Raw genomic sequence first — 13,353 nt, 5'->3', positions numbered from 1 at the left:
ATAGATCAAGCCGACCCGGCCGACTCCAATTCTGCGCGCTCAAAAGGATATGGATGCCAGTCTTCATTATCATGACTGGTCACTGCCAGGCTTTTATCCCGTTCGTAGTAACTGGTAAACTCCGGAATAATAGCTTGCGTCCGACGCATGATCCTGTTGTGGTTCGAGACTAGCGCACCACGCTTGTGCATGGTGCCATTGCAATTCCAGATCAGAAAATCGTCCTGCTTCCAAAAGTGCTCATAAACGTATTGATCTTTAATTTGATGATCAAACAGAAACTTTAAGAGCCTGTAGCTCTCTGACTTACTCAGCCCTTCAACACGCTCCATAGTGTTGTAGTTCAAATAAAGATATTTCTGCCGCGTGATCGGATTGGTTTTAACTAATGGTTGGCTGACCGGTTCAGTACGCTGAGGATCGACAAAGTAGTGAACCACTCGAAGATTATCAATACGCTTTTTCAGGCTGTCTTCCAAGTCATTATAGGCGGCAACAGTGTCGCAAAATAACGTTGCTCCGCCTTGTGCGGCAGCCAGCTCTGCATATAAGCAATTAATCGTTTCAACGTTTATGGCTTCCGAGTCGCCAGTGTGCCAACACGAAGTTCCCTTACCCTTGGTATGATTGTCTTTCTCATCCCATATCGCATGCTCATCCTGAGTTTTGTCGCAAAAATCCGGGCCATTCACAAAATACAAAATCTCCCCATGATTAATTAGCGGCAGCCCATTAGGAATCACCTCGTCATCACCAAAAGTAGCTGTCTCTATCTGCGGCGCCCAAGAGTGTAACTTCAGGTTCGGATTGCCCAGCAGTCGCGTGACTGCGATTTGCTCTCTCCGTGTAAGATTTTGATTCCTGAATAACACAAACCCGCGATATGCCAAGCATTTTTTTATCGCTGCGATCGTGTCAAAGGACAGATTTTTGTGCAGTTTTAAATTCTCGATTTCGACGCCAAAACTCTGAGCTGGGTATGATATTTCAAAAGGAACACTTGATAATTTTAAACCCATGACAACCCCCCAGAACTTTAATCTACACTGATTGAGTTAACGTTTATAAATACCTTGAAGCTCGGGTCTGTAAGAATCACCTCACCGCCCTCCTATTCAGATTTCTTTCAGCATGGAGTCAAGAACATCGCCCTGGCCGAACCCAGGATCTTCGCCACTGCTTTAACGCTTCAGCAAAAACTATCACTGAATGAAAATACCAACAAATTATATAAATTCATCCTTGATGTATTTTATTCATTCCGCGTCATCTATTCCTTGATGGCTTCTTGCTCGCCGTTTGCGGGCCACACATAGATGGCCAATAAATATCACTTCGCTCAGCTCTTTAATCAGTCCTCTATCCCAGCCATCAATCGTATTCCCCATAGGAAAATCGGCGACCTTATTGGCACTGTCGGTGGTGCCGCCCAAGGGGTCACCTGGGCAATAGCCTTCTAAGGTGACGTCCAGCTCAGAAACCACGATCACCCAACCATAACCCCGTTATCTTGCCGCTGATAGCCTGGAGACGGAGCTTGGACCTCACCCATGCGCCCAGTGTTTCCCTGTCCGATGGTGTTCAATACCATTCGACCTCATCCGACGATGAAGTGGAGGGACAGGTGGGGGGACAAAAGGGACGACAAGGGAAACCCGCGGCTAAGATAGACCGAGTACCAGAGCGTGAAGTTGCTCGGCATCCAACCGGTAACCACCCCAGTTCGCAGCCCGCAGAACAACGGCATGGCCAAGAGCTTCATGAAGACGATCAAGGGTGGTTGCGTGGCGTAAGCGTCCAAGCCAGATCGAGAAATTGGCTCTGTATAACCTGGCAATGCCTTCGAATACTACAATGAACAGCATCCGCACAGCGCCTTGAACTATCGCTCACCGAGAAAGCTCAGGCGCTTGGAGCCGTATCAATTTAGCAGGGGTTGGTGTACGGCTTTACGGGGACAAGGCCACGGCAAGATTGACATACCAAAATAACCGGACAAACATTATAGCCCATGTATTCGCCCAAACAATGGAGTGCTGGCTAATATGTTTTCAAAAATCCCCTTAACGTCTCTACGATCGTTTGAGTCAGCGGCTCGACTAAGCAGCTTCAAAGCGGCTGCCATTGAACTTTTTGTTACTCCTTCAGCGATTTCACATCAAGTAAAATCACTAGAACACTGGCTCGGCTTATTGCTTTTTGAGCGAGTAGCCAAGGGAGTCACCCTAACGACTGAAGGGCTTGATTTATACAAGAATATTCATCAGCATTTTTCAAGCATAAACCAAAGTCTTAGTCAACTACGCTCACAGACCGACGAGAACGCAATCACCGTCACAACCACCCATGCATTTGCCTCATTGTGGCTCATTCCCAGATTAGGGGATTTCTACCGCCGCCATCCAACGATGCAAGTCAACATCATCACCAGCAAAACACAGGCAGACCTGCACAGAGACGCCAGTATCGACGTGGCTATTAGCAGCGTTTTCGAAGAGGTGCCTGATACCTATCAGCTACATCTAATGGACGAAAGCTTTCAGGCCTATACGCCCTACAGGACGCCCTTATCTGGAGAAACAAGGTCCCCACTCATCAACGTTCGTTGGGAGGCTGATGGCCATAACCCATTCGACTGGACGACTTGGTGCCAAGCGGCGGGACACGACGATTGGCTGGCCAACGCCACTTTCATGGAGTACGACGATGAACATCATGCTTTGCAAGCTGCAACTTCTGGCTATGGGATGGTGCTCGCCAGCGACGTCTTAGCCGTCGACAGTGTTACCCGAGGCTTTTTAACGCCATACAAGCCCGAGGTTAAACTAACGGGGACCCATTATGTCTCGGCCTGTGTACCTGGCAGAGAACGAAATCCGCCCGTCAGGGACTTCCTTGACTGGCTCAGTAAAGAAGCCTCTAAACATCTTGTACTGCAACGCCTCCTCACAGAGTCCATAGACTTTAGCGCACACAAAAATCCGTTGAGGAACGACCGGAATCAAAGCATGCTCAAGCTCCAGATATACTAACAATGAGACTAGGAGTTCGATGCTCTGCCCCCCATGGATGGCAATGGAGACCACGTAGATAGGCATAAATCGCCATATGCCATCAGGCAGTGACGAGTCACTGAGCTACAGTTGCAACACCGCAAACCATTCAACATCACCCGTACACTAAAACCGCGCAGCCGTACACACACCTTTCTCCTATCGTCGCACACATCAATATCCATCCGTATGCGTCCGACCCAGTCATCTACCCAGCCCGACAAAGCCAGGGCATGGTGTGCACTTAAATTTAAGTGGACACCCGTTCTAGCTTTTTAAGCGGTTATTTCATGCAGCCAACACGCCGTTCCTATTCCAAGCCCTTCAAAGCCCAAGTCATTCCGGAGTGTGCCCAACCCGGCGCCTCGATTGCCAGCGTCGCACTCAGCCATAGTCTCAACGCAAACCTCGTCCACAAATGGATTCGGCTGCAAGCGCAGAAAAGCCCGGCGCTCCCACCTGCATTTATTCCGTTAGCCATACCGCCGGCCGGTGCAAACTCCCATGGAGATGCAGTACATCCACAGATCCCGCTCGTTCATGCAAGTCATCAATGTTTTGAGTGATCACGGAGACGTTATACCCTGATTTGGCCAGTCGGCTCACCGCGAGATATGCATCATTGGGAGCTGCTTTAGAGACCTGTTGGCGCGGCCACAGGTACCATCCCCATACCAACGGAGGATTTCACGAAAGGCCTTGGCTGTTTCCATAGTGCGCGGATCGTATGGAGCCCAAATACCGGTCAATGGATCGTTGTACGTGGGGATGCCACTTTCAGCTGAGATTCCCGCACCCGTGAAAATGACGATCTCGGGGGCGTGGGACAGGGCCTTCGCGGCGCTTCCAAATTCAGGCACAGAACATCCAGTCCAGAAGGTTTAACCAGTATTTTGCCCTCTACGTCCCCCTAGGCTTCACCCGCGCCGTCGCCTCTGCCACCAACGGATCATCCGGCCAGTAATGCTTCGGATACCGCCCTTTCAAATCCTTCTTTACCTCAATGTAGGTCGACCGCCAGAAGTTAGCCAGATCCTGCGTCACCTGCACCGGGCGGCGTGCCGGGGACAGCAGGTGCAGTTTCAGCACCTGCCGCCCATTGGCAATGCGTGGGGTATCGGACAAACCAAACAGCTCTTGCAGCCGCACCGATAGAATCGGCGGATGTTCGCTGTAGTCGATACGAATATTCGAGCCAGAGGGCACTTGCAGGGTCTGGGGTGCCTGCACCTCCAACTGTTGCGGCAATGGCCACGGCAGGAGGTTGCGCAGGATCGAAGACAGGTCGAGCTGGCTGAAATGGCTGAGCCGGGTAACTTTGCCCAGGTAGGGCATCAGCCAGTTTTCGAGTGTCGCCAGCAGTTGCGCGTCGCTCAGATCAGGCCACTCGCTCGCTGAGCTTTTCTCGATATCCAGGCCGCGCAGCAGTGCAACACGCGCCTGCCATTGACGCAGTTCCGGCGTCCAGGGCAGCAGTTCCAGGCCTTTGCGACGCACCAGCGCCAGCAGCGCGTGGCTGCGGGTTGTCTCGTCGAGGCCGGTCAGTGGTTCGCGACTGATGATCAGTTCACCGACTTTGCGCTGTCGCTCTGCGCGGAATACACCTTCGCGTTCGTCCCAGTCGATCTGGTCCACGCTGATGACCTGCTCGGCCAAGACCGAATCGAACAGTGCCGGATCGAACTCGGCGGCGAGGTAGATGCGTTCTTCGCGCTGGCCCTGACGACTGCCCAAATCCGCGATGACCAGCCACGGCTGTTTCATCAGTGCATCAGCCTCGGCGAACAGTGCCGCGCGACCATTGGCCAGTCGGTATTCGGCGCCGCCCGCTCGGCGTTGCTGTGCGACGCGATCCGGGTAGGCCAGCGCCAGCAAGGCGCCCAGCCAGCGGGAGTGGTCCGGATCGCCGACCGGGCTGTTCGCTGTGTCGCGCAGATAACCGCGATATTGCCGCGACAGTTGTCTGGCCCGTTGTACCCCGCCTTGTGCGCCGCGCGCCGCGCGTTCGGTGCCGGCCAGCAGGGTCAGGCGGCTGTGCAGGTCCGCGCCAGCGCCGCGCAAGATATCGCGCTCGCCCAGCAAGGCCGCCACGTCGCACGCCAGTTCGCCCAGCCCTAGCGCATGGCCGCGCAATAGCAGATGAGCGATGCGCGGATGAGCAGGCAGCTCAGCCATCGCCTGACCGTGTGGCGTCAGGGCTGGCGGCTGACCCGGCTGATTGTTCAATGCCTCCAGGCGCACCAGCAAATCCTGCGCCTGTGCATAAGCCGCGGCTGGCGGCACGTCGAGCCAGACCAGTTGCGCAGGCGTGACGCCCCAGCGGGCCAGTTGCAGTGCGAGCCCGGCGAGGTCCGCCTGAAGAATTTCTGCCGCCCCGTAGGCGGCCAGTTGATCGTGTTGCGCTTCGGACCACAGCCGGTAACACACGCCCGGCTCCAGCCGCCCTGCCCGTCCGGCGCGCTGGGTGGCGCTGGCACGAGAGATGCGTTGAGTCTCCAGACGCGTCATGCCGCTGCCCGGATCGAAACGCGGCACCCGCGCCAACCCGGCATCGATCACCACGCGCACGCCGTCGATGGTCAGACTGGTTTCCGCAATGTTGGTCGCCAGCACCACCTTGCGCGTGCCCTTGGGAGCCGGTTCGATAGCCGCGCGTTGCGCATTCAGATCAAGCTCGCCATGCAGGGGGCAAAGCAGAATGTCGGCGCGCTCGCCCAACGCTTCTGCCAGTTGCTGGTTGACCCGACGAATCTCGGCCTGCCCCGGCAGAAACACCAGCAGGCTGCCGGACTCGCTGCCCAGCGCATCCAGCACCGTCTGCACGACGCGCGGCTCGACAAACTCACCGGGCTGAAAAGGCCGTCCCCACTGCATGCTCACCGGAAACATCCGCCCATCACTGCGTACCACCGGCGCATCGTCCAGCAACGCCGCCAACCGCTCGCCTTCCAGCGTGGCCGACATGAGCAGAATCTTCAGCGGCTGATCGTCGCGAAACAGTTCCCGGCCATTGAGACTCAGGGCCAAGGCCAGATCGGCATCCAGGCTGCGTTCGTGAAACTCATCGAAAATCAGCAGCCCCACACCTTCCAGCGCCGGATCGTCCTGCAAACGACGCGTGAGGATCCCCTCCGTCACAACCTCGATGCGAGTCTTCGGGCCGACCCGGCTTTCCAGACGAATCCGATAGCCCACCGTCTCGCCGACTTTCTCGCCCAGCTCACTGGCCAACCGCTCGGCAGCCGCTCTCGCAGCCAGGCGCCGCGGTTCCAGCATCAGAATGGTCTGCCCGGCCAGCCAGGTTTCCTCAAGCAGCGCGAGCGGCACGCGCGTGGTCTTGCCCGCGCCGGGAGGGGCTTCGAGTACGGCTTCATGGCGTGTGGACAAGGCCTGGCGCAAGGCTGGCAGGACGGCATCGATGGGTAACGAGGTCATGGGGGCTCCCGGAGAGATGCGGGAGAGTATACCGGGGTGGGGTTGGGGAATCAGGCGGCGTGTTTTAGCTGAACGGCAGTAGCCAGAAACACTGCCGCCAGCATGTCTCACGCCGAAAAGTCAGGTCTTGAACTCGTTACCGTTCTCATCAATAAGGCCATTGTCGTATTTCTTGCGCAATTCTGGATCGGACAAAATCCTGAACGCATTTGAAATCACTTTGAAACGCTCAGTCGCCTCAGCCTCGTTACCGACGTTCTTATCAGGATGATTCTTCAGCGAGGCCTTCTTGTAAGCCTTTTTGACTGCGGAGAGGTCCGCCGTCATGTCCGAGAGGCCCAAGTGCTCGTACAACTGCTTGACGGATGGCTTGGCGGGGGCGGAATTGTCCACCTTCGCGGACGCGCCAGCAGCGGGTGTTTTGTGGGGCCGCTCTGTTGACGGCCCCTGAGCGCCTGAATTGGGCTGGGCTTTCGGCGGTGGCGGCGCGCTGTTGGCCTGGGGGCGAGCGCTTGGAGGCGTTTGCGGGCGCGCTTGCTGTTGAGTGCTTTCAGGTCTCCAGGATGGTCCCGGTGTGGGTCGTCGCACGCGATCGGTGCTTTGCTGACGAATCTCGTTGATCACCTGGTCAGCGATGTCATTCATCAGTTTGTTCAGCTTCAAGTTGCTGGAGAAGAATGCGTAGTTCGCCTCACTGTTGTGCTTGCCATGCTCAGGTTCGAGACTGGCCATCGCGTCGGCCAGCGTCTTGCCCAGAGAGAACAACATCTTGCCCTGGCTGTCGCTGACGCCCAAAAAGCTCATCACGTTGCGCATCGACTTATCGCGCTCCCAGACAACGCTGGCCACGTCGAAGGCAGCTCGCGCCAGATTGAATCGGCCTCCCCCTTCGTGCGTCTCGACATGGGTCACCGGTTCCTTGCCGAGCAATGCGTCGAGGATCACCTCGAGGCCTCGCTGCTGACGCTCGTTGAGCCGGCCTTTCTGCTCCAGCAATGAACTGTTGACCTGCAACGCCACTTTGCCAGCGATATGGCTGACGACGTTCATCGCGCGGTCTATCGTTGGCTTTGTCGAATCGCTGAGCGCCACACGCGCCAACGAAGATGCAAGGTTGGTGAGGTTGATCATCTGCTTCTCCGGAAACTCATACCGCCTTGGTGGCAAGCAACGAGATCCGGTTCCACGGGATGTGCAACTCTGCACAGGTGCAGAGCACTGACGCGAGCATCAGCCAGGTTGGCGAATAATGGTCAGCCCGCCTTGGCCGCCATCGCCGTCACTTCAACCCGCATCCCCTCAACCGCCAACGCCGCCACGCCCACCGCTGCGCGCACGGGCCAAGGTTTTTTGAAGAAGCGTTTGTACACTTCGTTGAAGGCGGCGCGATCGGCCATGTCTGTCAGGTAGATGGTCAGGTGCATGACCCGGTCCATCGAGCTGCCGGCGCGTTCGAGGGCGTCTTTCAGGGCCCGCAGGGTACATTCACTCTGCTCAGTGATGCCACCCAGTTCCAAGCTGCCGTCTGGATGGGTCGGGATTTGGGTGCTGACCAGCACGCCGTTGAAGTCGGCGACGTCCGAGGAGATGGACTCCGGGTCTGGATCGGGGGTGAAGGTGATGTCTGCGTTTGCCATGGGATCTCTGCTTTGCAAAGGATGGAAAACGCCAAGCCTACGCGAGCGACAGGTGGGGGTCGAGCCGCAGGCTTTGTCGCGGAAAGTTGAAATGCGCCGCGTTGCTCTACAGAATCGCGCCCGGACCCGGCCATGCTGTCGGGCGTTTAGGGTGAAAGGGGTTGCCGTTGAACGAACAGAGATTGTCCATGCGCCTTGAGCGTGTGGCGACGCATGTGCCACCCGGTGCACGACTGGCCGATATCGGCTCGGATCACGGCTATCTGCCGGTGGCGCTGCTGAACCGTGGTGTCATTGCGGCAGCGGTGGCTGGCGAGGTGGCGTTGAGGCCGTTCTGCGCAGCCGAGCGTACCGTGCGCGAGAACGATCTGGAGGATCAGGTCAGCGTGCGCCTGGCCGATGGTCTGGCAGCGATCGAAGCGGAAGACGCGATCACGGCGATCAGTCTCTGCGGCATGGGCGGCGAGACGATTCGCGACATCCTTGAAGCGGGCAAGGCGCGCCTGAGCGGTCAGGAACGCTTGATCCTGCAACCCAACGGCGGCGAGCAACCGTTGCGCGTCTGGCTGATGGAGCATGACTACCGCATCGTCAGCGAAGAGGTGCTGCGGGAAAATCGTTTCGACTACGAAATCATCGTCGCCGAACGCACAGGCCCCGTTAAGTACACGGCTGAGGAGCTGTTTTTCGGCCCGCTGCAGATGCAGGCGCGCAGCCCGGCATTTCTGCTCAAGTGGCAGCGTCTGCTGGGCAAGAAGCACAAGACGCTGCGCAACTTCGAACGCGCGCAGCAAGCCGTGAATCAAGAGAAGCTGCAGGACGTTGCGCAACAGGTCCGCTGGATTACCGCGTTGCTGGCCTGAAAATCGAACTCATGCCCGAACCGGCTCTCAAACCCGCATGATCCGCAGGTCAGGCTTTAAGGGTGCCTGCATCTGGTTCAGGCGTCAGCGCTGCAATGTGTGACGCGGAGCGTGAGGAACGAGAGGTGTCCGGGAGAACACTTCTGGTGCGTATAACCGGCGCGTCTTCTACACAACCATCGACGGGAGTAAAACGACCATGCATTCCGAAGCACTTTCCTGGGGCCACGGGCCTCGTCTGTTCGAAGTCTTCCTTGAGCCGACCTGCCCCTTTTCGGTGAAGGCCTTCTTCAAGCTCGATGAGCTGCTGGCTCAGGCCGGAGAAGACAGGGTCACGGTCAAAATCCGCCTGCAATCGCAGCCCTGGCACATGTTTTCGGGTGTCATCGTGCGCTGCATTCTGGCGGCTGCGACCCTTGAAGGCGGCAAGCAAAGCGCCAAGGCGGTCATGGCGGCGGTTGCGTCACACCGTGAGGAATTCGAGTTCGAACACCACGCCACCGGCCCGAACATGGACGCGACGCCCAACGACATCATCGCGCGCATCGAGCGTTACAGCGGCCTCGCGCTGGCAGAGGCTTTCGCCAATCCCGAGCTTGAGCAGGCCGTGAAATGGCATGCCAAATACGCTCGCCAGAACGGCATACACGTCTCGCCGACCTTCATGATCGACGGTCTTGTGCAGCCGGGCTTGAGCAGTGGCGACCCGGTATCGAAGTGGGTCGCGGAGATAGGTTGAGCGACGAGCTCAACCCAGCGCATCGATCCGCTCATTGATCCACTCGCGACTGCGCGCCAGCGCCTTGCGCGCCAACGTGGTCGGGAAGTGGATGAAGCCGTGCGGCGACTCGGGCATGAGGTGCATTTCGACCTCTGCCGAGTTGGCCCAGCGCTCGGCCATTTGCAGCGTGTCATCCAGTAGCGGGTCGATCTCTCCGACGAACATCAGTGCGGGCGGAAGGCCTGTCAAATCGCCATACAGTGGTGACAATGGCGGTTCACGGCGTTTATCGTCGCTTCGATCAGGGGTGAGCGCGCGCATGGCGCCGACCATGCCCGGACCATGCAGCACCAGCGTCTCTGGCCCTGCGGTACGCACGCTCTTGGTCCCCGTCAGGTCGTAAACGCCGTAGTACAGGACTGTACCCACTATGCGCTTGAGCAGATCAGGTCGGCTTTTCAATTTCAGGAGGGTGGCTGCGGCAAGATGCCCGCCAGCGGATTCGCCCACCACGATAACCGGCAGGCCGGCAAACTCTTCGCAGTCCTTCCCCAACAGCCAGCAGGCGGCAGAAAAGCAGTCCTCCATCAGGCCCTCGATGGGGGTTGTCACAGCAAGTCGGTAATCAACCGAAACAATGGCTACGTCGCAGGCATTGACCATGCCGACGTTGAAATCATCGTTCATCTGGGCATTGCCGATCACCCATCCGCCGCCGTGGATATCGAACACCACGCCCTTGGGTTTGCCTTTGGGGCGGATGATGCGCACGGGCACAGCTACGTTATCCGAGCTGACCGTTCTTTTCTCGATGCGAAGGTCATGGCCTCCCGGTTTCAGGGCACTGCCGATCTGCGCTGCACGCAACAGCGCCTGAATCAACCGGGGCGTGACGCGATTGCGAATCTGGAAACGCGGCATCCGCGCGAGGGTTTTATTAAACCGTCGTACTTCTACCAACTCTTGCTCACTGGCAGGCCAAGGCTGTTTTGTGTCCAATTTCTGCTCTCTTGTCAGGCTGACGTATGCGGGGGCGCGCAACGCGATTTGCCCCGCCTGTACCTGAGAGGCTCTCAGTCGTAGAACGGTTCAACGGATGCCCGACTGCCCACGAAAAAACTGTCCGCGACCAGCCGCAACGGTTGCAGGTCCAGGTCACTGGCTTTATCGCCGATCAGCTGTTGGAAGTGACGATACACCGCGGCGTACTCACCCTCCTCCGAAACAGACTGAGGCACGCCATCGATACTCAACAGCGCACCGCCGTTGTCCAGGCGCAACGTGCCTTCGGCGCAGCGAATCTCGATGCTCCACAGTTCGTCGTGACCATGGTCGAAATCGAACTCGGCGCGGATATCGAGATGGCGCGTGTCGGACATTTTGATGGACGCAGCGATAGGCGACTGGCAATTGCTCGGCACGCGCAGTTCGGCAGACTCGACGAACAATGGGAGTGGCAGCAGGTGCGTCACGATCGACAGGGCATTGATCCCCGGATCGAACACGCCAAGGCCACCGGGCTGCCAGATCCACGCCTGACCGGGGTGCCATTTGCGCACGTCTTCTTTCCAATCGATCTGCACGCTCTGCAGGGTGCGGGTGGACAACCACTCACGCGCCGCTTCGATACCCTGCGCGTAACGCGAATGCCAGGCGAACAGACCGCTGACGCCCTGCTCTTGCACATGGGTTACCAACGCCATCGCCTCACCCAGGGTCGCGCACGGCGGCTTCTCGACCAGCACGTGTTTGCCTGCAGCCAACGCCTCTTGCACCAGGGCAAAGCGACCTTGCGGGGGCGTACAGAACGCAATCGCGTCGACCTGCGGCCCGCTCGCAAGCAGTTCGCCCAGGGATTTGAAATTCTCTACCCCGGCGCACGGCGGGCCTTGCGTAGCCACGGCCACCAGCTCAAATGCGGGATTGGCGTGGATGGCAGGGACGTGTTGATCCTGCGCAATTTTGCCGTAACCCACCAGACCGAGACGAATCGGTTGCATACATGACTCCTGAGTTTTTGTAGTTATCGTGCGGCACAGTAAACCAGATGTTAATCGTGGTCGGTAAGGGGCATCGGCGCGGGAGCTGTTTTCCTGGCCGATCTCACATTCGATAATCTTCAGCGCCCGCTCAGGCCCCTTCGTGAGCAAGCTCAATCCCACCACTACGATTCCGCCGTTCGGGGCGCTCCGCATCCCATTTGGTTTAACTTCACGGCCGCAGAACCACGCCATCACTCAATAGTCTTAGCCTTGCAGTCATTGCCTTGTATAGTTGCCCTCTTCATCTCAGGAGCTTTCCATGCGCATTCCTTCTCGCTTGATCGGTGGCGTTCTGGTCGCCACGTTGCTGACTCAGATTTCCGCCTGCGGCAGCATTTTCTATCCTGATCGTCGTGGTCAGATCGATGGCAAGGTTGACCCGGCCATTGCGGCGCTGGATGCTTTCGCGCTGCTGTTCTATATCGTTCCGGGCGTGATTGCGTTTGCGGTGGACTTCGCCACCGGCGCGATCTATTACGGGCCCGGCGAGCATGCACAGATCGATCCGCAAAAGCTGCAAAAGGCGCTCAAGGCAGATGGCAGTGTCGACAACACCAAGCTGCAAGCCATCATTGAAACCGAGCTGGGCCGTTCCCTGCCGTTGAACGATCCACGCCTGATCCAGCACAAAGGCAGCGTCGAGCAACTGGCAGCACTGGGCCTGGTCCCGGCTGCCTGATATCGATCCCGTTCAAGGAAGCGTCATGAGCACCACTGCCGAACATTCCCGACTGCTGCGGCTCGCGACGCGGGCCTCGCTGGCGGTCGCCACGACGCTGATCCTGGCCAAGGGCGTTGCCTGGTGGCTGAGCGGTTCGGTGAGCCTGCTGGCCGGTCTCACCGACTCGCTGCTGGATGGCGCTGCCTCGTTCCTCAACCTGCTGGCGGTGCATTACGCATTGCGCCCTGCCGATGACGATCATCGCTACGGCCACGGCAAGGCGGAAGCGCTGTCGGGCATGGCGCAGGCGTTGTTCATCACCGTCAGTGGTGTGCTGATTGCCGTTCAGGCCGTCGAGCGCATCCAGAACCCGGAACCGCTGGGCGCACCGCTGCTGGGCATGGTGGTGATGGTGGTTTCCATCGCGCTGACGATCGCACTGCTCACTCTGCAATACCGGGTGATCAAGGCGACCGGCTCGGCAGCGATCCGCGCTGACTCGCTGCACTACCGTTCAGACCTGCTGCTTAACGCCAGCATTCTGGTGGCGCTGACGCTGGCGTATTTCGGCTGGCAGCAGTTGGATGCGTATTTTGGTCTGGGCATCGCGGTGTATATCTTGTGGAGCGCCTTTCAAATCGCCCGCGAAACGGTATCGGTGCTGATGGATGCGGAATTGCCCGCCGACGTCAGTACTCAAATGCTGGCACTGGCGTGCGAAGTGCCGGGCGTGCTCGGGGCGCATGATCTGCGTACACGAATCTCTGGCAACCACTGGTTTGTGCAGTTGCACCTGGAGCTACCGGGTAGCCTGACGCTATCGGTCGCCCATGCAATTTGTGATCAGGTGGCTGACGCCATTCACAAGCAATTCCCGAAGGCCGAGGTGTTGGTACACGCCGACCCTCAGGAAGTCGTCAAGCAGGCCAGTGCCTGACCGC

General features: G+C 58.0%; 13 protein-coding genes and 2 pseudogenes. 7 read left to right on the top strand and 8 right to left on the bottom strand.

Annotated elements, in window-relative coordinates:
• Window positions 1-5 precede the first annotated feature (5 nt).
• Together JOE34_RS10240 and JOE34_RS10235 are read right to left on the bottom strand one after the other, a co-directional pair.
• Entirely contained in the window at window positions 6-1,019 is a 1,014-nt protein-coding gene (locus JOE34_RS10240; RefSeq protein ID WP_010418193.1) for a TauD/TfdA family dioxygenase, read from the bottom strand.
• A 237-nt stretch (window positions 1,020-1,256) separates the two neighbouring features.
• Window positions 1,257-1,433 carry a hypothetical protein gene (locus JOE34_RS10235; protein ID WP_154292360.1) on the bottom strand — a complete coding sequence of 59 codons (177 nt, stop codon included), beginning with the start codon at window positions 1,431-1,433 and terminating at the stop codon, window positions 1,257-1,259.
• Window positions 1,434-1,691: 258 nt separating this feature from the next.
• On the opposite strand from JOE34_RS10235, the pseudogene JOE34_RS25835 reads away from it, so the two are divergent.
• The 3 genes and pseudogenes from JOE34_RS25835 to JOE34_RS10225 all read left to right on the top strand — a co-directional run.
• A pseudogene (locus JOE34_RS25835) lies at window positions 1,692-1,991 on the top strand (integrase core domain-containing protein); the annotation flags it as partial.
• A 54-nt stretch (window positions 1,992-2,045) separates the two neighbouring features.
• Entirely contained in the window at window positions 2,046-3,032 is a 987-nt protein-coding gene (locus JOE34_RS10230; protein WP_010418189.1) for a LysR substrate-binding domain-containing protein, read from the top strand.
• Between the two features lie 311 nt (window positions 3,033-3,343).
• Window positions 3,344-3,619 (top strand): transposase, encoded by a 276-nt coding sequence (locus tag JOE34_RS10225; protein ID WP_003392053.1) that lies wholly within the window; start codon window positions 3,344-3,346, stop codon window positions 3,617-3,619.
• Here JOE34_RS10225 and JOE34_RS10220 read toward each other — a convergent pair.
• The 4 genes and pseudogenes from JOE34_RS10220 to JOE34_RS10205 all read right to left on the bottom strand — a co-directional run.
• Window positions 3,549-3,913, bottom strand: a pseudogene (locus tag JOE34_RS10220) (Sir2 family NAD-dependent protein deacetylase); the annotation flags it as partial. The gene JOE34_RS10225 and the pseudogene JOE34_RS10220 overlap by 71 nt on opposite strands.
• Before the next feature lie 40 nt (window positions 3,914-3,953).
• Window positions 3,954-6,488 (bottom strand): ATP-dependent helicase HrpB, encoded by a 2,535-nt coding sequence (gene hrpB, locus JOE34_RS10215; RefSeq protein ID WP_209995673.1) that lies wholly within the window; start codon window positions 6,486-6,488, stop codon window positions 3,954-3,956.
• A gap of 120 nt (window positions 6,489-6,608) precedes the next feature.
• Window positions 6,609-7,619 (bottom strand): J domain-containing protein, encoded by a 1,011-nt coding sequence (locus JOE34_RS10210; protein WP_209995666.1) that lies wholly within the window; start codon window positions 7,617-7,619, stop codon window positions 6,609-6,611.
• A 122-nt stretch (window positions 7,620-7,741) separates the two neighbouring features.
• Window positions 7,742-8,125 carry a RidA family protein gene (locus JOE34_RS10205; RefSeq protein WP_003340858.1) on the bottom strand — a complete coding sequence of 128 codons (384 nt, stop codon included), beginning with the start codon at window positions 8,123-8,125 and terminating at the stop codon, window positions 7,742-7,744.
• A 167-nt stretch (window positions 8,126-8,292) separates the two neighbouring features.
• On the opposite strand from JOE34_RS10205, the gene JOE34_RS10200 reads away from it, so the two are divergent.
• The gene (locus tag JOE34_RS10200; RefSeq protein ID WP_280922940.1) at window positions 8,293-8,988 is read left to right on the top strand and encodes a tRNA (adenine(22)-N(1))-methyltransferase TrmK; all 696 of its coding nucleotides are present in this window, start codon (window positions 8,293-8,295) and stop codon (window positions 8,986-8,988) included.
• A 199-nt stretch (window positions 8,989-9,187) separates the two neighbouring features.
• Entirely contained in the window at window positions 9,188-9,727 is a 540-nt protein-coding gene (locus JOE34_RS10195; protein ID WP_003313849.1) for a thioredoxin domain-containing protein, read from the top strand.
• Between the two features lie 9 nt (window positions 9,728-9,736).
• On the opposite strand, the gene JOE34_RS10190 is transcribed toward JOE34_RS10195, so the two are convergent.
• Complete coding sequence (locus tag JOE34_RS10190; RefSeq protein ID WP_209995658.1) at window positions 9,737-10,708, bottom strand: alpha/beta hydrolase; 972 nt, start codon at window positions 10,706-10,708, stop codon at window positions 9,737-9,739.
• Window positions 10,709-10,782: 74 nt separating this feature from the next.
• Window positions 10,783-11,709: a Gfo/Idh/MocA family oxidoreductase gene (locus tag JOE34_RS10185; protein WP_065088761.1), complete on the bottom strand. Its 927-nt coding sequence runs from the start codon at window positions 11,707-11,709 to the stop codon at window positions 10,783-10,785.
• A 301-nt stretch (window positions 11,710-12,010) separates the two neighbouring features.
• Between JOE34_RS10185 and JOE34_RS10180 the strand changes: the two genes are divergently transcribed.
• A complete protein-coding gene (locus tag JOE34_RS10180) occupies window positions 12,011-12,430 on the top strand; it encodes a hypothetical protein (protein ID WP_003340868.1) in 420 nt (139 codons plus the stop codon).
• Between the two features lie 25 nt (window positions 12,431-12,455).
• A complete protein-coding gene (locus JOE34_RS10175) occupies window positions 12,456-13,349 on the top strand; it encodes a cation diffusion facilitator family transporter (RefSeq protein ID WP_032662612.1) in 894 nt (297 codons plus the stop codon).
• Window positions 13,350-13,353 lie beyond the last annotated feature (4 nt).

This window comes from Pseudomonas sp. PvP028 (assembly GCF_017832255.1).
In the GTDB taxonomy this organism is placed as follows: Bacteria; Pseudomonadota; Gammaproteobacteria; order Pseudomonadales; family Pseudomonadaceae; genus Aquipseudomonas; species Aquipseudomonas syringae.
The sequence above is the reverse complement of the archived record's forward strand: the minus strand, read 5'-3'. Positions and strand labels throughout refer to the sequence as shown.